Annotated in this window: 26 protein-coding genes and 1 riboswitch; of the genes, 25 read left to right on the top strand and 1 reads right to left on the bottom strand. The window is 49.3% G+C overall.

Annotation, left to right across the window (positions count from 1 at the left end; all coding sequences use genetic code 11):
- Positions 1-71 precede the first annotated feature (71 nt).
- The 19 genes from spoIIR to RQP50_RS26905 all read left to right on the top strand — a co-directional run bounded on the left by spoIIR (position 72) and on the right by RQP50_RS26905 (position 16,753).
- Positions 72-836 (top strand): stage II sporulation protein R, encoded by a 765-nt coding sequence (gene spoIIR, locus RQP50_RS26995; protein WP_315747266.1) that lies wholly within the window; start codon positions 72-74, stop codon positions 834-836.
- A 252-nt stretch (positions 837-1,088) separates the two neighbouring features.
- Entirely contained in the window at positions 1,089-2,411 is a 1,323-nt protein-coding gene (locus tag RQP50_RS26990) for an L-threonylcarbamoyladenylate synthase (RefSeq protein WP_315747265.1), read from the top strand.
- 121 nt (positions 2,412-2,532) lie between these two features.
- The gene (locus RQP50_RS26985) at positions 2,533-3,099 is read left to right on the top strand and encodes a manganese efflux pump MntP (protein WP_315747264.1); all 567 of its coding nucleotides are present in this window, start codon (positions 2,533-2,535) and stop codon (positions 3,097-3,099) included.
- A 101-nt stretch (positions 3,100-3,200) separates the two neighbouring features.
- Entirely contained in the window at positions 3,201-3,782 is a 582-nt protein-coding gene (locus RQP50_RS26980) for a low molecular weight protein arginine phosphatase (RefSeq protein ID WP_315747263.1), read from the top strand.
- Positions 3,783-3,903: 121 nt separating this feature from the next.
- A riboswitch (ZMP/ZTP riboswitch) is annotated at positions 3,904-3,984 on the top strand.
- Between the two features lie 184 nt (positions 3,985-4,168).
- Entirely contained in the window at positions 4,169-4,627 is a 459-nt protein-coding gene (gene rpiB / locus RQP50_RS26975; protein ID WP_021257184.1) for a ribose 5-phosphate isomerase B, read from the top strand.
- 76 nt (positions 4,628-4,703) lie between these two features.
- The gene (locus RQP50_RS26970; protein WP_197081630.1) at positions 4,704-5,273 is read left to right on the top strand and encodes a TIGR01440 family protein; all 570 of its coding nucleotides are present in this window, start codon (positions 4,704-4,706) and stop codon (positions 5,271-5,273) included.
- Positions 5,274-5,424: 151 nt separating this feature from the next.
- Complete coding sequence (locus tag RQP50_RS26965) at positions 5,425-6,675, top strand: serine hydroxymethyltransferase (protein WP_044353147.1); 1,251 nt, start codon at positions 5,425-5,427, stop codon at positions 6,673-6,675.
- 472 nt (positions 6,676-7,147) lie between these two features.
- Positions 7,148-7,777: a uracil phosphoribosyltransferase gene (upp, locus tag RQP50_RS26960; RefSeq protein WP_005544846.1), complete on the top strand. Its 630-nt coding sequence runs from the start codon at positions 7,148-7,150 to the stop codon at positions 7,775-7,777.
- A gap of 307 nt (positions 7,778-8,084) precedes the next feature.
- Entirely contained in the window at positions 8,085-9,239 is a 1,155-nt protein-coding gene (wecB, locus tag RQP50_RS26955; RefSeq protein WP_315747262.1) for a non-hydrolyzing UDP-N-acetylglucosamine 2-epimerase, read from the top strand.
- Positions 9,240-9,413: 174 nt separating this feature from the next.
- Positions 9,414-9,647 (top strand): AtpZ/AtpI family protein, encoded by a 234-nt coding sequence (locus RQP50_RS26950; RefSeq protein ID WP_044353145.1) that lies wholly within the window; start codon positions 9,414-9,416, stop codon positions 9,645-9,647.
- Complete coding sequence (locus tag RQP50_RS26945) at positions 9,640-10,020, top strand: ATP synthase subunit I (protein WP_021257179.1); 381 nt, start codon at positions 9,640-9,642, stop codon at positions 10,018-10,020. The genes RQP50_RS26950 and RQP50_RS26945 overlap by 8 nt, the downstream gene beginning before the upstream one ends.
- A gap of 30 nt (positions 10,021-10,050) precedes the next feature.
- A complete protein-coding gene (gene atpB, locus RQP50_RS26940; RefSeq protein WP_315747261.1) occupies positions 10,051-10,839 on the top strand; it encodes a F0F1 ATP synthase subunit A in 789 nt (262 codons plus the stop codon).
- 98 nt (positions 10,840-10,937) lie between these two features.
- Positions 10,938-11,150: a F0F1 ATP synthase subunit C gene (atpE, locus tag RQP50_RS26935; RefSeq protein ID WP_021257177.1), complete on the top strand. Its 213-nt coding sequence runs from the start codon at positions 10,938-10,940 to the stop codon at positions 11,148-11,150.
- A 90-nt stretch (positions 11,151-11,240) separates the two neighbouring features.
- Positions 11,241-11,726, top strand: a complete 486-nt coding sequence (gene atpF / locus RQP50_RS26930) for a F0F1 ATP synthase subunit B (protein ID WP_005544831.1) — start codon at positions 11,241-11,243, stop codon at positions 11,724-11,726.
- Positions 11,723-12,271: a F0F1 ATP synthase subunit delta gene (locus RQP50_RS26925; RefSeq protein ID WP_028533392.1), complete on the top strand. Its 549-nt coding sequence runs from the start codon at positions 11,723-11,725 to the stop codon at positions 12,269-12,271. The genes atpF and RQP50_RS26925 overlap by 4 nt, the downstream gene beginning before the upstream one ends.
- 78 nt (positions 12,272-12,349) lie before the next feature.
- Positions 12,350-13,864 (top strand): F0F1 ATP synthase subunit alpha, encoded by a 1,515-nt coding sequence (gene atpA, locus RQP50_RS26920; RefSeq protein ID WP_021257175.1) that lies wholly within the window; start codon positions 12,350-12,352, stop codon positions 13,862-13,864.
- 103 nt (positions 13,865-13,967) lie between these two features.
- Positions 13,968-14,828 (top strand): ATP synthase F1 subunit gamma, encoded by an 861-nt coding sequence (atpG, locus tag RQP50_RS26915; RefSeq protein ID WP_028533393.1) that lies wholly within the window; start codon positions 13,968-13,970, stop codon positions 14,826-14,828.
- Positions 14,829-14,863: 35 nt separating this feature from the next.
- Positions 14,864-16,270 carry a F0F1 ATP synthase subunit beta gene (gene atpD / locus RQP50_RS26910; RefSeq protein WP_072729073.1) on the top strand — a complete coding sequence of 469 codons (1,407 nt, stop codon included), beginning with the start codon at positions 14,864-14,866 and terminating at the stop codon, positions 16,268-16,270.
- 66 nt (positions 16,271-16,336) lie between these two features.
- On the top strand, positions 16,337-16,753 hold the full coding sequence (locus tag RQP50_RS26905) for a F0F1 ATP synthase subunit epsilon (RefSeq protein ID WP_005544821.1): 417 nt from the start codon (positions 16,337-16,339) through the stop codon (positions 16,751-16,753).
- A 100-nt stretch (positions 16,754-16,853) separates the two neighbouring features.
- Here the strand turns inward: RQP50_RS26905 and RQP50_RS26900 are convergent, their stop codons facing one another.
- Positions 16,854-17,507 carry an SDR family NAD(P)-dependent oxidoreductase gene (locus RQP50_RS26900; RefSeq protein ID WP_072729072.1) on the bottom strand — a complete coding sequence of 218 codons (654 nt, stop codon included), beginning with the start codon at positions 17,505-17,507 and terminating at the stop codon, positions 16,854-16,856.
- Between the two features lie 668 nt (positions 17,508-18,175).
- On the opposite strand from RQP50_RS26900, the gene RQP50_RS26895 reads away from it, so the two are divergent.
- From RQP50_RS26895 to nuoH, 6 genes are all read left to right on the top strand, one after another.
- Entirely contained in the window at positions 18,176-20,257 is a 2,082-nt protein-coding gene (locus RQP50_RS26895) for a serine hydrolase domain-containing protein (protein WP_315747260.1), read from the top strand.
- A gap of 493 nt (positions 20,258-20,750) precedes the next feature.
- Entirely contained in the window at positions 20,751-21,122 is a 372-nt protein-coding gene (locus RQP50_RS26890; RefSeq protein WP_005544817.1) for an NADH-quinone oxidoreductase subunit A, read from the top strand.
- A complete protein-coding gene (locus RQP50_RS26885; RefSeq protein ID WP_021257170.1) occupies positions 21,107-21,625 on the top strand; it encodes a NuoB/complex I 20 kDa subunit family protein in 519 nt (172 codons plus the stop codon). The genes RQP50_RS26890 and RQP50_RS26885 overlap by 16 nt, the downstream gene beginning before the upstream one ends.
- On the top strand, positions 21,622-22,761 hold the full coding sequence (locus tag RQP50_RS26880; protein WP_315747259.1) for an NADH-quinone oxidoreductase subunit C: 1,140 nt from the start codon (positions 21,622-21,624) through the stop codon (positions 22,759-22,761). The genes RQP50_RS26885 and RQP50_RS26880 overlap by 4 nt, the downstream gene beginning before the upstream one ends.
- A gap of 4 nt (positions 22,762-22,765) precedes the next feature.
- Positions 22,766-23,866, top strand: a complete 1,101-nt coding sequence (locus RQP50_RS26875; protein ID WP_072729070.1) for an NADH-quinone oxidoreductase subunit D — start codon at positions 22,766-22,768, stop codon at positions 23,864-23,866.
- Positions 23,866-24,876, top strand: a complete 1,011-nt coding sequence (gene nuoH / locus RQP50_RS26870; RefSeq protein WP_021257167.1) for an NADH-quinone oxidoreductase subunit NuoH — start codon at positions 23,866-23,868, stop codon at positions 24,874-24,876. Before RQP50_RS26875 ends, nuoH begins: the two co-directional genes overlap by 1 nt.
- Positions 24,877-24,882: the final 6 nt, after the last annotated feature.

Raw genomic sequence — 24,882 nt, 5'->3', positions numbered from 1 at the left:
TTTAAGGATCCTGTTCGCGGACATACTGATAGACAAGAGGCGCGCCCAACCTCACAAGGAGCAGGATGAACATGAACTTACGCGTGTTCGTACTCGGTCTCGCGATTGCCGTACTGGCAGCGGGAGCTTTGATGCGTTGGGAAAATGGCCATGCGGAGGCCATTGATAATCAAAATATTCAGAAGCAAAAGATAGAGAAGCAGGATCATATTCCCGAGGATGCGATTCGGCTGCGAATATTGGCCAACTCGGACGTTGATAACGATCAGCGTGTGAAGCGCATGGTCCGGGATCGGATTGTGGAGCAGATTAACGGCTGGCTTAAGACAGAAGAGAAGCCGGATACTCGTGAAAAGGCACGCGAGCTGATAGCAGGGCATTTGGACGAACTGAAGCAGACGGCAGAGCAAGTGTTAAACGAAAAAGGACTGGCGTATGGAGTCAAGGTGAAGCTTGGAGAAGTATCCTTCCCGGCCAAGTGGTATGGAGGCGAAGTATATCCTGCCGGGATGTATGAAGCATTGCTCGTTACAATAGGCGAGGGAAGCGGACAGAATTGGTGGTGTGTCCTGTTCCCGCCGCTCTGCTTCGTCGATGGGAGTACGGCTCAAGCACAAGCTGGTGATGCGAAGTCCAAGTCAGCTGCGCCATCTAAGAGTGGAGAACAAGACAAGGGCGCTCTATCAGCTGAGGGAGATGCTCAGGCTGCAGACGGGAAGGCTCAAGCCCATGCCGCGATGGAATCAGGCGAGACAGAAGTGAAGTTCTTCCTGTGGGAGGCTCTAGAGGCATTGTTTCGTTTGATTGGTTCCATTTTCAGTGCAATATTTGGTTAATCTAATCGAGTAGTTGTATGCACTAGGTGTGCCTTCCACTCGTCTGGACGTGTTGCCGTCATTATGGTACAACTAAAATAAGCAACAGTTATTTATAGATTTGAATTAAGTACGAATACGTGTGAAACTTCAATTTATGAAGATGCCGAAGCTCCTTTGGCATCTTTCTTGCGTTGCTTCCGCCTTTTCTTTTTTTTAGTGTCGATGTCGGCATCGGGGCGGGAGAGCATACACTCTATATCGAAGTAAGGGATGTACTCAATGAATACTCGACATGAACGGGAACAGAAGGACAGCGCGACTGCCGTGACGGAAGGAAGCGCTCAACGTTTGCACACGAAGTGGTGGTCGGTAGACGAACATATGCCGCTTGAACAGCAGCATGGAATAACAGAGGGGGCGGCAATTCTAGCTGCCGGAGGCACCGTTGCCTTTCCAACGGAGACGGTATATGGGCTTGGCGCGGATGCCCGTGATACGAAGGCAGTTGAACGTATATTTGCTGCCAAGGGGCGTCCATCCGACAACCCGCTAATCGTTCATATTGCTGAACGGAATCAGCTTGATGAGCTTGTCCTGCCTTATAGTGATATCGCTGCTCGTCTTATGGAACGCTTTTGGCCGGGTCCGTTGACGATCGTGCTGCCGGTGCGAATGGGGGCTGTATCCCCTCGCGTGACGGCGGGACTGGATACGGTTGGTGTACGGATGCCGGGTCACGATACAGCTTTGGCTCTTATACGTGCTTCTGGATGTCCCGTGGCAGCTCCAAGCGCCAACCGTTCAGGACGTCCTAGTCCGACGCGTGCGGAGCATGTACGGGAGGATTTGGATGGTCTTATCGACGGTATTGTCGATGGCGGTGCGACAGGCGTAGGGGTAGAGTCTACTGTTGTAGAATTAATAGGCAATCGTGTGCATGTCCTCCGCCCGGGTGGGATAACAACAGCGATGCTGCAAGAGGTGGCCTCCGAGGTAACGATTGATCCAGCGGTCGATCCCAATGGGGGAATGAGCCATGCACAGGTTCCACAAACTCCAGAATCTGCGCTGGGGGATCGAGATTCCTTGTCTACGCCGCTGGTGAACAAGGAAGCAGATCCTTCGGCAGCAGCGAGCGGCATGATTAGCGAGGAGTCGGTATCTCCTCAAGCTGCTTCAAAGCAAATGGGGCAAGCGAATGACATCCAGATGAACGCGCCTCGCTCACCTGGAATGAAATATACCCACTATGCTCCCCAAGGTCAGCTGCATATCGTGCAGGGGGAGTCTACGGAACAAGTGAGCGAATGCATTCAGCGTATGCTGCATGAAGCACAGCAGCGCGGGGAGACAACGGGTGTACTTGCCTTCGCAGAGCATGCAGAACATTACCGAGCTGATATTGTAGCAACGATTGGCAGTGTGCATGCATTGGAAGAGGCAGCCGCACTGCTATATGATGCCCTGCGGCATTTCGATGAAGCGGGCGCAACTTATATACTGGCAGAAGCTTGCACTACAGAAGGCATCGGTCTTGCAGTGATGAACCGTATGATGAAGGCAGCAGGTCATCGTATCATTTGGTGTGAATGAACCTTGTTTGGGTAATGTAGCTTATAAGAGACAAGCCTTGTTATCTCTTTGCTGCTTGTCATGAAACTATCCTTGTCCGCATACGTTGGATACAGACGCTATGGGACGAGGAGTGGGGGCAATGTGGGAAACGGCAGCGCCAATCGGCCAATGGATCACGATTTTTTTGATGGCGGCAGCATTGGGCTCAGATGCCTTTTCACTGTGTCTAGGTATCGGTATGAGAGGGGTACGGCGAAGAGATGCAGTTCGCATTAGCGGGGTTATCGCATTGTTCCATGTACTGATGCCGCTGGCGGGTGTTGCAACAGGCATGTATATGAGCATGCTGCTCGGTGAAGTAACCACATGGGCAGCGGGAGGCCTTCTTATTATGCTAGGGGGGCATATGATATACAGCTCGTTGAAGGGTGAATCCTCGCAAATGATTAATACTTCAACGGTATGGGGGATGCTGCTGTTCGCACTTAGTGTGAGTGTAGACTCCTTTTCCGTTGGAATATCGCTCGGCATGTTCGGCTCTGATTTGTTGATGACGATCATTGCCTTTGGATTGTTCGGCGGTGCGATGTCGATCTTTGGCATATTTCTTGGCCACCACGCAGGCAAGCATTTCGGTGAGTACGGGGAGGCTGCAGGTGGGGCGATCCTGCTTACCTTTGGGGTATTGTTTTTGCTGCCTTTCTAAGCTTTCTAAGCTTTGGAGCGAAGTCAAAGCAAGCAGGAATGAGATTGATGAAGATGCGCGACCCTATAGATAGGTTTCATGGTATGAAGGGAGGGGGTCATATGATACGCATTTTATTTGTATGTACAGGCAATACATGCCGAAGTCCAATCGCAGAGGCTATGCTGAAGCATATGGCAGAGGAACGCGGCTTGGACATTCATGTTCAGTCAGCAGGTGTAGCAGCATGGGACGGCACACCGATGTCACATCACGCTTCCACTGTACTGGAGGAGCAGAATATTGCCAATCATCGAGATTTTCGATCGGCTGCACTGGATGAAGAGCGTGTGCATTGGGCAGATCTTATATTGACATTGACGACTAGCCACAAGCGTCATGTGCTTCAACAGTTCCCGGGTGCAACGAGCAAGACATTTGCGCTTAAGGAATATGTGAGCAATCCGGATTCAGAGCAGGAGCAATATCAACAGCTGCAATCATTGGCTGCGGATCTTCAATTGAAGCTTGCTATGGGACAAGCTCCAACGGAAGACGAGCTGGTACAGCTTGCTGAATTGCAGCGGCTTATGCCGAATCAGGATGTGGCAGACCCGTATGGCGGTTCTTTGGAGCAGTATCGGATGACAGCGGCGGAGATTCAGACTGCGCTGACTAGGTTGCTTGATAAGCTTCAGCCATAGACGGTTTAAGTGTTGGGTTTATGGCACTGCCAAATGCAGCAGTAGGATGCTGTGTATGTGTGGGCAGGAAAATAACGGTTGCAATTGGTTGCGACATCCATTATGATCGTTCTATATGGAGAGGATCCGATGTAACTGGCGACGGAAGTGGGGAACCACGGTGGAGCATCGGAGCATACGGCCGGTCGCCTGGGCAGAAGAGCAGTGTACGGATAGAGAGCCGTGCTATGCTCTTTTTTTCAATCAATGAGACATGTTACACTGGGAGTAACGTGCAATTGGCTCGTCTAATTTGCGGGAAATTCGTTATAATAGACCCGTAGCATACCGAGCATGGTAACATGGACGGAGAGCACAATTGAAGACAACGGATGGAGGGTACGACAATGAAAATTGCCATTGGTGCAGACCATGCTGGCGTACGACTTAAGGAAGGGATTGTACAAGTCATCAAGGAGCTTGGTCATGACGTCATTGATGTAGGCTGTGATTGTACAACATCAGTAGATTATCCGGATTATGCGGTACCTGTTGCAGAGATGGTTGCCTCAGGCGAAGCAGATCGAGGCGTGCTCATATGTGGTACCGGGATTGGGATGTCCATCGCAGCGAATAAGGTGCCAGGCGTCCGCTGCGGGCTTGTTCATGATTTATTCTCTGCTAAGGCAACGAGAGAGCACAATGATACGAATGTACTTGCTATGGGCGAGCGTGTCATTGGACCTGGACTTGCTGAAGAGATTGTACGCGTATGGCTGGGTACAGAATTCAGCCAAGGAGAGCGCCATATTGGACGTCTTCGCAAGGTCGCGGACGTAGAACATAAATATCACTCGCAAGCGTAGCGAGTGGAGGTGAATGGGCAGTATGGATGAGATCGAGAAGAACGAACATCAAGGTCCAGCATCGTCATTCTTGAAAATGGGGCAGGTTCGCGAGCAAGCAGAAGCAGCTGCACATGCCCTCGTTCGCGAGGCAGGGCTCAAGCCCGGGCAGCTAGTCGTCATTGGCTGCAGTACAAGCGAGGTGGCAGGTGCGCGTATTGGAACTTCGGGCGCAACGGATACCGCGCAGGCGATATTTGCCGGTCTCGACGTGCTCCGCTCAAGCTATGGCCTCGAGATTGCATTCCAATGCTGTGAGCATTTGAACCGCGCACTTGTCGTTGAACGCCGCACATTGGAGCGGCTCCGGCTGGTGGAAGTATCGGCTGTTCCGGTACGGAAGGCGGGCGGCTCGATGGCCGCTTATGCATATCGCCATCTGACTGATGCATGTCTCGCAGAAGAGATATGCGCCCATGCTGGCATCGATATCGGCGAGACGCTTATTGGCATGCATTTGCGCCGGGTAGCTGTTCCTCTGCGTACAGAAGTGCGATATATTGGCAAGGCGCGTGTCAATATGGCGAAGACGCGGCCGAAGCTTATAGGCGGGGAGCGGGCAGTCTATCAGCTTCCAACTGAGGATGGATTGTCATCATGTGAATAGGAGCAGTGTTTGAATGCAGGCCGTTCACAATTATTTGCAGTGGGGCGGGAGAGCCACTGTTGCACTTTTATTACTGCTACGATAGAACCTTAACGCAGATGCGTTGTCATACATTGCAATAAGGGAATGAAAATGTGGGAGGGCTATGCCAATGGTAGATCATTTACGACAAGCAGATCCTGAAGTGTTGAAAGCAATGGACTTGGAGTTGCAGCGTCAGCGCAACAATATCGAGCTGATTGCTTCTGAAAACATCGTCAGTGAGGCGGTTATGGAAGCAATGGGGACGGTTCTGACGAACAAATACGCGGAAGGTTATCCAGGCAAACGCTACTATGGCGGCTGCGAGCACGTGGACATTGTTGAGGATATTGCCCGCAACCGTGCGAAGGAACTCTTCGGCGCTGAGCATGTCAATGTACAGCCGCACTCCGGTGCGCAAGCGAACATGGCTGTGTACTTGGCAGCATTGAAGCCAGGAGATACCGTGCTTGGCATGGATTTGGCGCATGGTGGACACTTGACTCACGGAAGCCCTGTGAATGCATCTGGTTTGCTGTACAACTTTGTGGCTTACGGTGTGGAAGAAGATACGTTCCGTATTGATTATGATAAAGTGCGCAAGGCAGCATTCAAGCATCGTCCGAAAATGATCGTGGCAGGCGCAAGCGCTTATCCACGTATTATCGATTTTGAAGCACTCGGCCAAATTGCGAACGATGTAGGCGCTTTGTTCATGGTAGACATGGCGCATATCGCAGGATTGGTTGCCGCAGGACTTCATCCAAGCCCAGTACCGCACGCTCATTTCGTTACGACAACAACACATAAGACACTGCGCGGTCCGCGCGGAGGTATGATTATGTGCCGTCAAGCTTGGGCGCAAGCGATCGACAAGGCTGTATTCCCAGGTACACAAGGCGGCCCGCTTATGCATGTGGTGGCTTCTAAGGCTGTTGCATTGGGCGAAGCACTGCAGCCATCGTTCAAGCAGTATGCTGAGCAAGTGATCAAGAACGCGCAAGTATTGGCGAGTACGCTGGTTGAGGAAGGTTTGAGTATTGTATCTGGCGGTACAGACAACCATCTGATGCTGATCGATACGCGCAATATCAATATCACGGGTAAAGATGCGGAGAAAGTATTGGATTCCGTTGGCATTACCGTGAACAAGAACGCCATTCCATTCGATCCGACAAGTCCGTTCATAACGAGCGGTATTCGTATCGGAACACCAGCGGCGACATCCCGAGGCATGGATGAAGCAGCAATGCGCGTTATTGGCCAAGTCATTGCTATGACATTGAAGCAGCCACAGGATGAGGCTGTATTGAACAAAGCACGCGGTATGGTCAGCGATCTGACAGCTCAGTTCCCGTTGTACTCTACATTGAAATATTAATTAGGTAGGAAGACACGCCCTTTTGGCGGGTAGGACTCTTTTATTGCATATTTAATGGACAGAGCAGGTAATCACTCTTGAAGATGATCACCTGCTCTTTTTTGCGTAAATAGGCAGGGAGAACTCTCGATTTCAGTATAGGATGCCTAGGTAGTGTGCGAGAGGCTCAGCAGAGTAGAATCTCGACAATTTCCGATGTTTGCTGCATGACCATGTATAAGCTGTCTTCAACATGCTTAGAAATAGTACAGTGTGATCCTTTTGCACCGAGTTGTCGGAAATGTGAAAAATACCTCAAAAGTGCCTGCAAAACGTGCAGTGATAGGCTCGGAATGTTATAATAGAGCCTGTTTAGCTTAGATGAAGCCGGATAAGCTTGGCATGTACGGCTGTTCAAAGTAGGAATATCAGTTCAAATCATCACGTATTGAGATGAAAAGCAACGAGAGTAAAAGGCGGAGGGACACGAAATATGGGTAAACTGGTCATTTGCGATCATCCACTGATTCAACACAAATTGACATTGATTCGAGACAAAAAGACAACGACGAAGGACTTCCGCGAGCTCGTGGACGAAGTAGCAACTTTGATGGCGTATGAGATTACACGTGAACTGCCATTGCAAACGGTGACAGTCGAAACGCCAGTTGCCGAAACAGAGAGCAAAATGATCGCTGGCCGCATGCTGGGACTAATCCCTATTTTGCGTGCTGGACTAGGTATGGTAGAAGGCGTTGTAAAGCTGATTCCAGGTGCGAAGATCGGACATGTGGGCTTGTTCCGCGATCCTGAGACGCTTCAACCGGTTGAGTACTATACGAAGCTTCCTACAGACGTGACTGAGCGGCAATTGATCGTTATTGATCCAATGCTTGCTACAGGCGGATCGGCGATTGCGGCTATTGACGTGCTGAAGAAGCGCAGCTGCACGCAAATTAAATTGATGTGCCTCATTGCAGCGCCGGAAGGTGTCAAGGCTGTTCAAGAAGCACATCCGGACATCGACATTTATTTGGCGGCATTGGACGAGCGTCTGGACGATCACGGCTATATTGTTCCAGGTTTGGGTGACGCCGGCGACCGCTTGTTCGGCACAAAGTAGAAGAATTCGCTTTTGATCACGAAGCAACTCAAGAGGCAATTCGGCATCGAATCTTGCATTCACTCTCGAAGAACTTATGCTTACGAAGTATGTTTCCTGCGGAAACATTTTATCTGCTCATGTAGTCTTTGTCTGCACTCTGCTGCTCCTTACAAGTTTTGCTCGGCAAAACTCGCTTCGGAAGCTCGGCTTCGAGTTCTTGCAACCTTCTCGGTGCTGAAAAGCGATCTTTTTGAGGTCAAAAAAATGATTTTAGAGCCAATAATGTATTGACTATTATGCAAGAAGAAAGACGGAGGATAAGACTATGTCCAAAGTGAAAGTAATGACGGTATTCGGTGTTCGTCCAGAAGCAATTAAGATGGCGCCGCTTATTCTGGAATTACAGAAGCATCCGGAACACATCGAATCCATCGTATGCGTCACGGCCCAACATCGTCAGATGTTGGACCAGGTGCTCGATGTGTTCAATATTAAGCCAGACTATGATCTGGACATTATGCAGGCGCGTCAGACGCTGAATGATATTTCTGTGCGTGTCCTTCAAGGATTGGAGCCTGTATTGCGTGAAGCGAAGCCAGATATTGTGCTTGTACATGGTGACACATTGACGACGTTCCTCGCCAGCTACGCAGCATTCATGCAGCAGATTAAGGTAGGGCACGTTGAAGCGGGACTTCGTACATGGAATAAGCTTTCTCCGTTCCCGGAAGAAATGAATCGCCAATTGACAGGCGTTTTGGCTGATTTGCACTTTGCGCCTACCGATTGGTCGGCAAGCAATTTGCGTAAAGAAAATAAGCAAGATGCATCGATATTTGTCACAGGCAACACAGTTACAGATGTGTTTCAATATACAGTACGATCTGACTACAAGCATGAGGTGCTCGATTGGGCGCAAGGCAAACGTCTAGTATTGATGACTGCACATCGCCGCGAATCACAAGGTGAGCCGCATCGCAACATTTTCCGTGCTGTTCGCCGTATTGCAGACGAATTTGAAGACATCGCTATCGTATATCCGGTACATCCAAGTCCGGCTGTACGTGAACCGGCTCATGAGATGCTGGGAGATCACCCGCGCATTAAGCTGATAGAACCGCTTGATGTGGTTGACCTCCACAACTTCTATCCGCACACGCATCTCATCCTTACCGATTCAGGCGGTCTTCAGGAGGAAGCACCGTCATTTGGCATTCCTGTGCTTGTCCTCCGCGAAACTACCGAACGACCGGAAGGCATTGATGCAGGAACACTGGAGTTGGTCGGCACGGATGAAGAGAAAGTGTACGAGCGTGCGAAGGCGCTGTTGTCGGACGAAACGACATATGCACGTATGAGCAAGGCTGCGAACCCTTATGGGGATGGCAAAGCGTCCCAAAGGATCGTCAGTGCGATTCTTCACAGTTTTGGGGTTCAAGAAGAGCGTCCGGAGCCATTTCACACAAAGTTCACAAATTGATAGATGACACTCTTCTATGAGGGAAGGCACCAGCATACAGTGATACTGTACGGTTTACGCGGATTTTCGAAGCTTGAAAGCGAATGTATATCGTTTTCATCCTTGTTGTTACGCGGTTTTTATCAATTGACAAAGACTCGTAATCTTAAGTAAAATGAATGGGAATTATAGGCTATGAAAATGTCGAATCGTAACGATCGCCCATGGCTGGTCGCCCTCTCTATTAGTGGAGCGGGTGTCTTGCTTGCCTTGTACATACTCTTAGGCTTTTACGCGGGGAAGTGGATCGCGAATGCGTCTAATGGGTCCAAGCTCTGGCTTGGAGTAGGGAGTATCGTCGGGCTATGCCTTGGCATCGTCAATATCATCTACTTAGTAAAGAAGTTCATGGGGGAACAAAATGAATGATATGGCTTCCATGGTTCGTGCCGTTACGAGAGTAACGCTCCTCTTGTTGTCTGCGTTCATCCTCGGTTGGGCTGTAGCGCCGGAATACCGGATATATACGGCTGGACTGACACTGGGAACTGCGGCAGGGCTGGCCTATGCTCACTATTTGTCTATCAAAGTTAGACAGATTGCAGAGATGGCTGCTAGTCAAGAGAAGAGGCGGTACAGCTTTGGATTTGTAACTCGGATGTGCATTGTACTCTTGGCAGTCATGTTCGCCATTAAGTTCGAACAGCACATATCCCTTGTGGCGACAATTGTCGGATTTTTCATTACTCAGTTATTGTCGATTTTCGTTAGTATAATTTGGGCAAGCAAAAAGAAAGTGTAAGCAGTCTATTGGAAAGGGGTGAACACATTTATGCACTCAGCACCGATTATCGAGGTTATGGGACTGCACCTGGATTTGTCCATCATCTTCACGCTACTTCTTAGCGGAATCATTACCTTTATTATTGCCCGGCTCGCTGTTCGCAATCTTTCGGTTGAAAAGCCTTCCAAGATGCAGAACTTCTTGGAGTGGGTTGTCGAATTCGTGCACGGCATTATCGGTAGTGCGATGCCGCTGAAGAAGGGGAAGGCATTCATCTCATTAGGGATGACGCTTATCTTGTTTATTTTCGTATCTAACGTACTAGGATTGCCGTTCGCAGTGATTACCGAAGCGCACCATCCGGTGTCTATCTTCGGTCACGAGATTGTAGCAACTAGTCAGGCGGCATTCGATGAGCTTGCAGCTAAGGGTAAACCTGAACACGTCCACTTGTTGTGGTATAAGTCGCCAACGGCTGACGTATCCGTAACATTCGGTCTGGCGTTCTTGGTTTTCATTCTCGTGAACTACCTAGGCCTCAAGAACAATCGGAAGCACTACTTGAAGCACTATATCGAGCCATTCCCAATCTTCCTTCCATTGAACATCGTGGAGAACTTGGCGAAGCCAATTGCGCTTGGTATCCGGTTGTACGCGAACATCTTCGCGGGTGAGGTACTGATATCCACGCTCATTGGAGCAGGGGTATTCGGTCTACCATTCCTCGCGGCATGGCAAGGCTTCAGTATATTTATCGGCGCGCTCCAAGCCTTCATCTTCACGATGTTGACAATGGTATACATCGCGCAGGCATCTGTACATGAAGAAGAACATTAACAAACTCTGCCGAGACCCATACTCGTATGGGCAACTTCGGGTGAGACATATAAACAAAGCAATTCAATAATACATGAATTTTGAGGAGGACTTTTCTAATGAATTTGATCGCAGCAGCAATTGCAGTAGGTTTGGGCGCTTTGGGCGCAGGTCTTGGTAACGGTATGATCGTTAGCCGCACAGTTGAGTCGATTGCTCGTCAACCAGAAGCTCGTAACATGTTGCAAACGACAATGTTTATCGGTGTTGGTATCGTCGAGGTTATTCCGCTCGCCGCTACAGTTATCGCGTTCTTGGCAATGTTCTCTTAATGAATAGACAAACGGTTTGGCGGGGAAGGCCGATGCCATCCGCGCCTTCGTTTTGTTAGCACGTCATGTTAACGGAAAGGAGTGACTGTAGTGAGTTTTGTTTGGGAAAATTTCGTGTGGGCGATCCTTGCTTTCTTAATCCTATATTTCTTACTTCAAAAGTACGCGTTCGGACCATTGTTCGACGTGATGGAGAAACGCCGCGAGCTCGTGCAGCAGCAATTGGATGAAGCGGCGAATAGCCGTTCACAGGCACAAGTATACGTAGAAGAACAGAAGGAAGCTCTTGCTACAGCGCGCAAAGATGCGTATGACATCATCGAACAAGCGAAACAAACGAGCGTTCGTCAAGCAGACGAGATTATCGGCGGCGCGAAGAGCGAGGCTGTTCGTCTGAAGGAAGAAGCAGCTCGCGATATCGAGAGCGAGAAGAACAAGGCAGTTGCCGCTCTTCGTGAAGAAGTGGGCAACATGTCCGTTGCAATCGCATCGAAGATCTTGGAGAAGCAAGTTGACGAGAAAGATCAAGAGCAATTGGTCGGCCAATACCTGAAAGAGGTAGGAGGCAAACAATGAGCCAGAACATCGTAATCGCCAAGCGTTATGCCAAAGCGTTGTTCGAACTTGCTCAGGAGCGTCAACTGGTCTCAGAAACGGAACAGCAGTTGAAAGATACTGCGGAATTGGTGAAAGCCAATCATGAATTGTACCTTATTCTGACGTCGCCGAATATTGGTCATGCCGAGAAGTCAGCAGTACTTAGCAAAGTACTGGACGGTCACGTATCTGATATCGTGTTGAACATGGTTCAGCTGCTTATCGAACGTGGGCGCATTGACGCACTGCGCGAGATTGCGGACAGCTATGTTCGCATTGCTGGCGAAGCACTCGGCGTCCTGGATGCAACAGTGACATCCGCTTATCCGCTTGATGAATCGGAGAAGGAAGCTGTCGCTGCTGAATTCGGTCAGAAACTAGGCAAGACGATTCGCGTTCATAACGTTGTTGACGCATCCGTAATCGGAGGCTTGCAAGTCCGCATTCGGGATCACCTGTATGACGGCAGCTTGTCCGGCAAGTTGGAACGCCTAAATAGATCATTGAAATCGCAAGCGCAGTAGTTCTTATCGAGACTGTTCAAGAAGTCCGTTTTTGAACTCTCATTTACTATTTAGCACGGAAGAATGGGGTGAAGCGAGTTGAGCATCAGACCTGATGAAATCAGTACACTGATTAAAAGTCAAATCGAACAATATAAATCGGAGATCGAAGTGGCGGAAGTCGGTACGGTCATTAATGTTGGTGACGGTATTGCCCGTGTACACGGACTAGAGCAATGTATGTCCGGCGAGTTGCTCGAGTTCTCTAACGGCGTTATGGGTATGGCCCTCAACTTGGAGGAGAATAACGTTGGTATCGTAATTCTTGGGCCTTACAAAGACATTCGCGAAGGTGACCAAGTAAAGCGTACAGGCCGCATCATGGAAGTTCCAGTCGGTGAAGCGCTGCTTGGACGCGTTGTCAATCCGCTCGGCCAGCCAGTAGACGGCAAAGGCCCAATCGCTACGACGGAATTCCGTCCAGTCGAATCCAATGCACCAGGTGTTATCGACCGTAAATCGGTACATGAGCCGATGCAAACGGGTATTAAAGCGATTGACTCCATGGTTCCAATCGGCCGCGGTCAGCGTGAGCTGATCATCGGTGACCGTCAAACAGGTAAGACAACGATCGCAATCGATACGATCATTAACCAAAAAGGCAACGGCGTGAAATGTATTTACGTCGCAATCGGCCAAAAGCAATCTACAGTTGCACAAGTTGTAGAAACACTTCGTCGTCATGGCGCATTGGAGTACACAATCGTGGTTACAGCATCGGCATCCGAGCCAGCACCGCTTCTGTTCTTGGCTCCATATGCAGGCGTCTCCATGGGCGAGTACTTCATGTACAAAGGCGAGCACGTGCTCGTAATCTATGATGACTTGTCGAAGCAAGCTGCGGCTTACCGCGAATTGTCCTTGCTCCTTCGCCGTCCTCCAGGCCGTGAGGCATATCCTGGTGACGTATTCTACTTGCACTCCCGCTTGCTGGAGCGCGCTGCGAAGCTGAGCGACGAGAATGGCGGCGGTTCTTTGACTGCATTGCCATTTATCGAAACACAAGCATCTGACGTTTCGGCTTACATTCCGACGAACGTAATCTCGATTACCGACGGACAAATTTTCTTGGAAGCTGACCTGTTCTATTCCGGTCAACGTCCAGCGATTAACGTAGGTATTTCCGTATCCCGTGTTGGTGGTTCCGCACAGATCAAGGCGATGAAGAAGGTAGCAGGTACACTTCGTCTCGACTTGGCACAATATCGTGAATTGCAAGCCTTCTCCCAATTCGGATCCGATTTGGATAAGTCAACGCTTGCCCGCTTGAACCGTGGTGAGCGCTTGATGGAAATTCTGAAGCAAGGTGTCAACCAGCCGCTTCCAGTAGAGAAGCAAGTTGTCAGCTTGTATATAGCGACGAGAGGGCATCTGGATGAAATTCCAGTTGCAGATATTCAACGCTTCGAGAATGAATTCCATGCTTACTTGGCAAGTAACCAAGATAGCATCTACCAATCGATCAGCGATACGAAAGACTTGGTAAAAGAAAACGAAGACGCACTGGTTGAAGCGGTAACGAAATTCAAAAAGAGCTTCGCCGTGTCCGTGTAATAGATAGAAGTTGACTGCAGCTGGGAAGCCTCAGGGCTCCCGGTGCGCATTCGAAGAAGTCCGCTTTGCCCTGCGCAAAGCGCTAAAGGCAGGTGAGATGGAAGTGGCTAAAGGAATTCTCGAGATTAAGCGCCAGATCAAGAGCGTGCAGAGCACGAAGCAGATCACGAAGGCGATGGAGATGGTTGGTGCGGCGAAGCTGCGCCGCGCACAATCGAAGGCTGAGGCAGCTCGTCCTTATGCGGATAAGCTGAAGGAGGTCGTCTCCAGCATTGCGGCTGGTACGCAAGGGATTTCCCACCCGATGCTAGAGAAGCGTCCTGTGAAGAAGACGGGATATCTCGTTATCACATCCGACGGTGGCTTGAAGGGCGGCTACAATGCCAACGTGCTTCGTAAGGTCATGGTGACGATGCAGGAAAACAAGCTGACGAAGGATGATATCGTATTATTCGTCATCGGACGCAAGGGTCGTGATTACTTCCGCAGAAGAGGATTTAATATCGTGGAGGCTGTTACGGAGTTGCCGGACACGCCTACATTTGCAGATATTAAGTCTATCGCATACAACGCCGTGAAATATTTCGAAGAGCACAAGTATGATGAACTGATTCTGTTCTATAACGAATTCGTGAACGCAATCACACAGGTGCCGGTAGAGAAAAAACTCTTGCCGCTTGATGATGAAGCGTTTAACGGTCCAGTAACATCGTATGAATATGAGCCTTCTGCTGAAGAAGTGCTCGGGCAGTTGCTGCCGAAATATGCGGAGACACTTATTTATAGTGCGCTCCTCGATGCGAAGGCAAGTGAGTTCGGCGCGCAGATGACCGCGATGGGCAGTGCGACGAAGAACGCAACGAAGATGATCAACTCGCTGACGCTCGTGTACAACCGTGCACGCCAAGCGGCGATTACGCAGGAAATTTCGGAAATTGTAGCAGGGGCAAACGCTCAGGCTTAATCGGAAATGCATGTTTGACAGTAGGAGGGAACGAGATGAGTAAAGGACGCGTGATTAGCGTAATGGGTCCGGTTGTCGACATTGAGTTCGAACGTGGACAACTGCCTGAAATTTTGAACGCGATCAAGATTGAGCAGAAGTCGACAACTGCCGGCGCGCCTGATATCAACTTGACGTTGGAAGCATCGGTTCACTTGGGTGACAACGTAGTTCGCTGCGTTGCGATGTCTTCTACAGACGGCTTGATTCGCGGCATGGAAGCGTCAGATCTTGGCGCTCCAATTACAGTACCGGTAGGCGAAGTGACGTTGGGTCGTGTATTCAACGTGCTTGGAGAAGCAATTGATAATGCGGGCGAGGTTGTGAAAGAAACGGTTAGCCCGATTCATAAAGAAGCTCCTAAGTTTGACGAGCTTTCCACGCAAGCGGAAATTCTCGAAACAGGGATCAAAGTAATCGACTTGTTGGCTCCTTATGTGAAGGGCGGTAAGATCGGTCTGTTCGGCGGTGCCGGCGTAGGTAAGACGGTAACGATCCAAGAGCTGATCAACAACATCGCGCAGGAGCACGGCGGTATTTCCGTATTTGCGGGTGTCGGCGAGCGTACGCGCGAAGGTAACGACTTGTACCATGAAATGAAGGATTCCGGCGTTATCAGCAAAACGGCGATGGTATTCGGTCAGATGAATGAGCCGCCAGGAGCGCGCTTGCGCGTTGCCTTGACGGGTCTGACAATGGCTGAACATTTCCGTGATGAAGAAGGCAAGGACGTTCTCTTGTTCATCGATAACATCTTCCGCTTTACACAAGCGGGTTCCGAAGTATCCGCCTTGCTCGGCCGCATGCCTTCCGCGGTAGGTTACCAACCTACATTGGCTACGGAAATGGGTCAGTTGCAAGAACGTATTACTTCAACGAAAAAAGGTTCTGTTACATCCATCCAGGCGATCTACGTTCCTGCGGATGACTACACAGACCCGGCTCCAGCTACGACGTTTGCTCACTTGGATGCAACGACGAACTTGGAGCGTAAAATTTCCGAGATGGGTATCTTCCCTGCGGTTGATCCGCTTGCATCCTCATCCCGGATCTTGGCACCAGACATTGTAGGTGAAGAGCACTATCATGTCGCACAAGGTGTTAAGCGCCTCTTGCAGCGCTATAAAGAGCTTCAAGATATTATCGCAATCCTTGGTATGGACGAGTTGTCCGAAGAAGATAAGTTGACGGTTGCGCGCGCGCGCAAAATTCAACGCTTCTTGTCTCAACCGTTCCATGTTGCGGAACAATTTACGGGTCTTGCTGGTAAATACGTACCTGTTAAAGAAACAGTACGCAGCTTCAAGGAAATCCTGGACGGCAAGCATGATGACCTTCCAGAAGCAGCCTTCTTGTACGTTGGTACAATCGAAGAAGCTGTGGAAAAAGCAAAGACGCTGTAAGCGGCTTGACGTGAAACGGGCTGTCTATTGCTAAGGCATGGACAGAACGGAAGGAGGAAACCGCAGTTGAGCACCTTTTTGTTGGAAATCGTTACACCGGAGCACAAAGTGTTCGAACAGCAGGTGGACATGATTAGCGTCAAGGGCGTCGAAGGAGATCTCGGTATTTTGGCGAACCATATTCCGATGGTTACGCCGCTTCGCATTGGTCCAATGAAGATCAAAGAAGGCGGCAAGGAGCATTGGATTGCGGTTCATGGCGGATTTGTTGAAGTACGTAAGGACAAAGTCGTTGTGCTTGCAGAAAGCGCGGAAATGCCGGAAGACATCGATGTGGAACGTGCCAAGGCAGCGAAAGCCCGGGCGGAGCAACGTCTGGCGATGGCTGCACGGAGCAAGCAGGATTCCCTGGACTTCCGTCGTGCGGAATTGTCGCTCCAACGTGCCGTGACGCGGATTAAAGTCTCGCAAAAAGAATGGTAATCATGATATAAATCGAAGAAGAGCTGTTCCAGAACCCCTCAGGTTTTGGAACAGCTCTTTTTTCATAAGGATTATTTTTTCATCATTCATATGAACTTGATTATGGCTTCAACATAACCTCAGCCTCAGAGCGCTTCGTATGCATGCTGTAGAAGGCTTCTCCGACCAATTGTGGGTCAAAGGAGGTATTGGGCTGGACGAAGCCGCAGACGGTCAATGTGCCAGCATAGAGACCGTATTGCTTGAACTCATCATGTAGGCTGAGGGCAAGGCTGCGCAGACCAGATTTCCCGACACCGAGAGATGCCAGTGATGCTGTCGGCTGCAGTGCTTGTCCACCACCCGTCAGCAGGTATGAACCTGTACCGCGTGTTTTCATGCCCGGAAGAATACATTGGGCAGTCGTCAACGCTCCTACTACGTTTACCTTGAAGTCTTCGATCATATCAGAAGGCTGTACTTCAGAGGGAAGTCCAGGTGCATGGGCGGAGGCGTTGTATACGACGGCCTCAGGCGTGCCGTACTCTGTTTCAAGTGCTGACAGTGTTTGACGAATAGCAGTTTCGTCGCTAGTAAGTGCGACAGCCCCTGTCGCTTCAATATTCATATCATGCAGGATGTCTTTCATTTGCTCTAGCGTATCTGCTTCTCGCGTAATGAGAACAGGAAGGTAACCACGTTGTCCAAATGACTTGGCAATGCCAAGTCCGATGCCGCAGCCGGCGCCGACGATCCAAATCATCGGTTGTGTCATATTATCGTTCAACCCCTTGTTGTATGATCCGATGTATGGATATTGTAAACCGAATATGTAGCAGAGTTCAAAACCATTTTTCACATAACCCGTCATTCATCGGAAAATAAATTTTGGAAAATATCATTTTATTGCTTGACGCATGTACGGGGTCTGATTATAATAAAGACAGTTAATATTGATAATCATTCTCAAATGAAGGTTATCAATTAACCTCATCAAGTGTACGTTCGGGAAGGCTGCTTCTTGAACCGTCACATCAAGTGAAATATCCTTCTTCTTGGTTCTTTTGATTTTCAGTAGGTTGGTTAATTGTAGGTAGTTTCCTCATCCTCCGTGAGCTGTGGCCGGATCGCAGCTCTCTTTTTTTTGCCCTCATTTCCACGCTCAGCTAAATGGATGGTCACTGCTCAAAAGAGTGAATCTAGGTTAGGGCTGAGCTGAATTGAAAATGAGCTATATGAGTTGAATATAAGTTGGATATAAGTTGAATATGTACTGGATCGCGATGAAGAAGCTGGCCCGTGGAATGCGGGCATTCATTGGCCCCTTTTTTGATCTGTAGATCAGGAAGGGGGTTTGTTGTTTTACTTTTTTTACTTTTTAAAATGAACGAACCTTAATGGTAAATCGTACTAAATACAAATTCACAATAGGGGGAATTTGTAATGAGGAACAAAACATTCTTTTGGGTACCGGCACTAACCCTTGCACTGTCCATGATCGTACCATCATCGGCAATGGCTTCTACATCAGGAGGCAATGTCGCCTCAGCTGCTCCAGGATTAGAACAGATCGCGGCGGAGAAAGCTGCTCTTCTCACTAAAATGGGGACAGTCAGTGTACAATATGCACTGATTGACAACGGCAAGATTACGGTGTCCGGCCAGGCTGGCATTAACGATAGAGAAGGGAAGAAGCCGTTGACCAAGGATACGATGTATGGCATCGGCTCAACGAGCAAAGTGTTCACGGCCGCAGCCGTCATGAAGCTGGCAGACGAGGGAAAGATTGACCTCGATGCGCCCTTGATCGACTATATTCCTGACTTCACAATGAAGGATGAACGGTACAAGCAGATTACTCCGCGCATGCTGCTAAACCATTCCTCCGGCCTGCAAGGCACCAGCATGGGAAACGCCTTCCTGTTCGAGGATAATGACACTTACTCGCATGATACGCTGTTGAAACAATTATCAACACAAAGCTTAAAAGCGAACCCAGGCGCGTTTTCTGTTTACTGTAACGATGGCTTCACATTGGCTGAGATTCTGGTAGAGAGAGTTAGCGGCATGAGCTTTACAGCATTTATACACAACAATTTTACGGAACCATTGAAGTTGAGCCATACGAAGACATCGCAGGACGTACTGGAACAAGACAAGTTGGCGGGGCTCTATTTCCCTTTCTACCCAGGTCAGCTTCCTAATGAAACTGTGAATATGATTGGTACAGGGGGGATATACTCCACGGCGGAAGATTTGGTGCGATTCTCGCAACTCTTTACAGGTGAGACTAAGGGTATCCTCTCTGATAAAGCGGTGCAGGCGATGGCAAATGAGGAATACAGGAAAGGTTTATGGCCAGAAGATACAGACAATAGTTTCAACTACGGACTCGGCTGGGACAGCGTGAAGCTGTTTCCATTCAATGAATATGGCATGAAGGGATTAGCCAAAGGCGGCGATACGATGCTGTATCATGCTTCCCTCGTAGTGCTTCCAGAACAGAAGATGGCGGCAGCAGTGTTGACTTCTGGCGGTTCAAGCATGACAAATGAGATGCTGGCGAACGACTTGCTGCTGCAAGCGCTGAAGGAGAAGGGGGCAATTAAAACGATAAAACCGGAGAAATCCTTCGGCAAGCCGGTAAAGGCGGGAATGCCTGCTGAGGTGGCGAATCAGGCTGGTTATTATGGTACTAGAAATCAGCAAGTGAAGGTTGAGATCAAGAAGGACGGTGAACTGACTTTGCCGTTAATGACTCTCATTGACCATTCGAAAGAAAAGTATGTGTACACATCGGATGGAAGCTTCATCAATGAGAATGGAACTTCCAAGGTCAGTTTTGTAACCGAGAAGAATGGCCGCACATACATCTGGGTGAGAGAATATATGACAATGCCAGGTCTGGGACAGTTTGTACTGTCGCACTATGCAGCAGAAAAATTGGAAGAGAACAAGCTCTCTAAGGAGACTGCTGAGACTTGGGAGAAGCGAAAAGGCATTACGTTCTATCAAGTAAACGAGAAATATACCTCCATTCTGTATTTCTTGATGAAACCTACGATACAAATAGCCCTTACTGATGAACTGCCAGGTTATCTAGGGGACAAAAAAATTACAGGTTCAAACACGGCCGAAAGCGAGCTTAATATTCCGGGCATGCTGGGCGGTCGGGATCTGGCGGAATCCAGATTCTTCTCTCAAGACGGAGTCGAATACATGGAGGAAGCCGGCAAATTGTATATCAGCGGTGCGAACGTTAATCCCCTCTATGCAGGAAAAAGTTCAACTGCCACGCTGCAAGCGAACGGGCACGCCAGATGGTATACAGTTCCGGATGCAGCTGCAGGCAAGACGATGACTGTTGCGCTACCGGCGAAGGGTGGATTCGTGGTCTATAACGAGCAAGGCCTACCAGTTAACTTTACAGTTGTCAGCGGCAAAAACGAAGTGACGCTGCCTAAGAATGGCACAATCGTCTTTGCTGGTACACCGGGCTCGGAATTTGGCATTACATTGAAATAAACCAAACGATAGATAATGGAACGGCGACAGCAGCATGCATGCGATAGTTGAAGTAAGCTGAGCCGCTTCTTGGATCTGCTAATCTGAAGTGCACTCTTCATAGTAGTCATTGGGTAGACAGCTCTGTGTCATATCTAATGAATGTCTATAAGGAGTGCATTTTTGGTTTTTACAAAATATATTCCATAGCTCTGCCAGTGGTCGCATTCAGTGAGAGGAAAGAAGCATATCTGCAGATTGGTTACTCTCCTGAGACTCCAGAGCTGCTCGAGCTCCCAGATGTTCATAAAACATTCACCAGCTGATCTTCTATCGTTCTGCTTATGTGAATATGTATATAACCAAAACCGAACAACTTTTCATAAAACTGTCCAAAAGGTGGTATTAATTGCATAGACGGAGTTGGTAGGTTTTGTTATAATTGTGGCGGGTTTATTACAAAATTCTCTATTTTTTTGCAAAATGGCAGTTGCTGCGGCGGAGGGGATGACTTTTGGAACAGTACATCAACAATTACGTCATTGTGGCCATTTTTATTGCACTCGGTATTTTATTGCCGGTTGTCGCACTGACGGTAGGGAGATGGCTTAGACCAAAGAAGCCGACAGATATGAAGCAAACAACTTATGAAAGCGGTAACGAACCTGTTGGTGTCGGACAAGTCCGATTCAACGTACGGTACTATTTGTTTGCGCTCATGTTTGTCATTTTTGATGTCGAAACCGTTTTCTTGTATCCATGGGCGGTTGCATACAATCAGCTTGGATTGTTTGCACTTGTCGAAATGTTGATTTTCGTCGGATTGCTGTTGGTTGGATTAATTTACGCCTGGAAAAAGAAGGTGCTTCAATGGGACTCACTTTAGAATCAATTACGCCGGAAGAACGGCAGGAGTTGGAACGCAATGTGTTCTTTGGCACGCTTGAACAGTTGAAGGCATGGGCTCGCAGTAATTCATTATGGCCGCTTACGTTCGGTCTTGCCTGCTGCGCAATCGAGATGATGGGGACGGGAGCGTCGCACTACGACTTGGATCGCTTCGGTGTTATCTTTCGAACGTCTCCAAGACAATCGGATGTTATGATCGTATCTGGTACAGTCACGAAGAAGATGGGGCCGCTCTTGAAGCGTCTGTATGATCAAATGCCTGAGCCGAAATGGGTCATCGCAATGGGATCATGCGCGACGGCTGGAGGGCCGTACGTGAAGTCGTATTCAGTCGTCAAAGGCGTGGATCAGATAGTGCCTGTTGATGTTTATATTCCTGGCTGCCCGCCTAATCCTGCGGCCCTTATCTACGGCATCAACAAGCTGCAAGAGAAAATCCGCTATGAGGCGAAAACCGGAAAGCGGGTGACGAATCGATGAGCGAGGAACAAGAGAAGGACAAGACAGCTGAAGAACAATCCTCTGAGCAACGATCGAAGCAAGAATCAAATACGGAATCTAATTCGATTCCAGAATCAAAATCAGAATCGAATCTAGGTTCGAAACCGGATTTAGATGAAGCAACTGCAAGTGAAGGACACAAGACCGCAGCAGGAGAACAGTCCGAAGTGAAAGCGGATGAACCGCAAGTGCCAGTTCAGGCGGCATCAGATGTGGAGACCGTCCCTGAAGTGCCAGCGCAGAAGCTAGAGACGGTCGAAGGGACAGTAGAAGAGCAGAAGGAAGCGGCAGCACTACAAGATGATCCAGTGGCTCCTGCATCTGCTGAATCCCAGGAGCATGCGGATGCGACGAAGGAGGTTTCCGTTACAGCGGAAACGGAGAAGCCGAAGCGTGCCCCTTTGACGGAAGAGGAGAAGGCTGCGCGAATTCAAGCGGCTGCTGAGGCGCGCGCGGCGCGGGCGAAGGCAGCAGAAGGCGATAGTGAAACATCGACTACAGCCGATGCAGTAGCTCGTCCACCAAGAGCGCGTGCGAAGGAAGACGGTGCAGGGGATGCTGCGGAGAAGCCAGAACGGCCCGCACGAGCGCCTCGGGCTAAGGCAGACGAAGAACCGCCAAAGCCGAAAGAGCCCTCACCCAAACAGCCAGTTCTTGATCAGCTCATAGCCTTGCTTAAGGCCGCAGTCGCAGAGGATGCGGTTGAAGAGGCGGCTATCAATGAAGTCAATGATCATTTGCCAACGGTAACGGTGAAAAATGAACATTGGCAGGTAGCAGCTCAGCTGCTTCGTGAACATAAAGATTGGTCGTGTGACTATTTGCGTAATTTATCCGGCATTGACCAGGAAACTCATTTAGAAGTAATCTATCATCTTATCAATTTAAGCACGAAAGCAGAGGTTGCTGTTCGTGTAAAGACAGATCGCGAGGTGCCTTCCATCGCATCGGTAACGCCTATATGGCCTACTGCGAACTGGAATGAGCGCGAAGTTTACGACTTGTTGGGCATTTCGTTTCCGGGACATCCCGACTTGCGTCGCATCATGATGCCGGATGACTGGGTTGGACATCCGCTTCGCAAAGACTACGTGCCGTTAGATTCGGAGGTGTAACCCTGTGATTCGTACAGAAGAACTATTGCTTAATGTTGGACCGCAGCACCCGAGTACTCACGGTGTATTCCGCATCGTCGTCAAGATTGATGGCGAGGTGATCAAGGAAGCGACCCCGGTAATGGGATATTTGCACCGCGGAACGGAGAAGCTTGCGGAAAACTTGAACTATACGCAAATTATTCCTTATACCGATCGTATGGATTATGTGTCCGCCATGACGAACAACTATGTACTCGTGCATGCCGTTGAGAAGCTGATGCAGCTGGAAGTTCCGGAGAGAGCAGAGTTTCTCCGACTTATCGTTATGGAATTGCAACGCGTAGCAAGCCATTTGGTATGGTGGGGGACGTATTTGCTTGATATTGGGGCGATGAGCCCGTTCTTATTTGCGTTCCGCGACCGGGAGATCATTATCGATTTGTTCAACGAACTATGCGGGGCACGGCTGACATACAACTACATGCGGGTCGGCGGCGTCAAGTGGGACGCGCCTCCAGGCTGGATCGACAAAGTCCGCGAGTTTGTTCCATACATGCGCAAAAGGCTGGATGAATACAACAAGCTCGTAAGCGGCAACGAAATTTTCCTGACCCGCATTAAAGGAATCGGTACTTATGATGCGGAAACGGCAATCGCATATGGACTTAGCGGTGCCAATCTACGCTGCACGGGAGTGAATTGGGATCTGAGGAAGCAGGAGCCTTACAGCCTGTACGATCGATTCGAATTCGATGTTCCACTTGGAACCCGTGGGGACTGCTATGAACGGTATTTAATTCGTGTTGAAGAGATACGGCAAAGTTTACGCATTTTGGAGCAGGCTGTGGAGCAATTCCCGAACGAGGGAGAGACAATGGGCAAAGTGCCGCGCGTCATACGTCCGCCTGCTGGTGAAGTATACGCTCGTATTGAATCTCCGCGCGGAGAGATTGGCTGCTATATCGTATCCAAGGGCAAGGCGGAGCCGTTCCGGTTGAAGTTCCGTCGGCCGTCCTTCGTTAATTTGCAAATACTGCCGAAGCTGCTCGTAGGCGAAACGATGACGAATATGATTACCATACTGGGCGGGATTGATATCGTCGTCGGGGAGGTGGATGCATAGTGGGGGACTTGTTGAATCAGACGCTCACGTGGCAGAATGGTCTAATTTTTATTGCATGGGGAGTTGTTCTTCTTTTCGTCGTCCTTGGCTTCGTAACCTATGCGATTTACTTCGAACGCAAGGTCATCGGCTGGATGCAGCTGCGTCATGGTCCTACACGGGTAGGTCCGCTGGGACTGCTGCAGACGGTTGCTGATATATTGAAACTACTACTCAAGGAAGACACAATACCTCGCAAGGCTGATAAAGCACTATTCATCTTGGCTCCAGTCATCACGTATGTACCGGCATTTGCGGTCATTGCGACGATTCCTTATGCCGCTAATCTAGGCTTTGCTGATCTAAATGTAGGATTGTTATATTATGCCGCATTGTCCAGCATCTCTACCATTGGTATTATTTTAGGAGGGTGGGCGTCCAACAACAAATACTCGCTGCTTGGCGGAATGCGCTCAGCGGCGCAAATGATTAGCTATGAAATTCCGCTCGTTATCTCAGTCGCGGGTATAATCATGTTGAACGGATCGCTCAGCTTGCGTACCATTGTAGAAGGGCAAGGGAACTATTTTTGGGAATGGAACTTTATCCCGCAAATCATCGGATTCATTGTCTTTATTATCGCGGGGGTATCCGAGTTGAATCGTACCCCATTTGATTTGCCAGAAGCAGAATCAGAGCTTGTTGCGGGTTATCATGTTGAATATAGTGGCTTCCGATTCGCCTTCTTCATGTTGGCGGAATACGTGTATGTATTCGCACTCTCGGCACTGACGACGGTCTTGTTCCTAGGTGGTTGGCATCCACCGCTCCCGTTCCTCGATTTCATTCCGGGGCTGCTGTGGTTCATCCTGAAATTTTCATTCTGCGTCTTCTTCCTATTCTGGCTGCGTGCAACGATGCCACGTATACGCGTAGACCAATTGATGGGCTTTGGGTGGAAGGTGCTGCTGCCGCTTGCCCTGCTTAACGTCTTCTTGACGGCGTTTTACATCGAAATTTTCAACAAATAGGCTAGG

Source organism: Paenibacillus suaedae (assembly GCF_032337355.1).
Lineage (GTDB): Bacteria > Bacillota > Bacilli > Paenibacillales > Paenibacillaceae > Paenibacillus_B > Paenibacillus_B suaedae.
The sequence above is the reverse complement of the archived record's forward strand: the minus strand, read 5'-3'. Positions and strand labels throughout refer to the sequence as shown.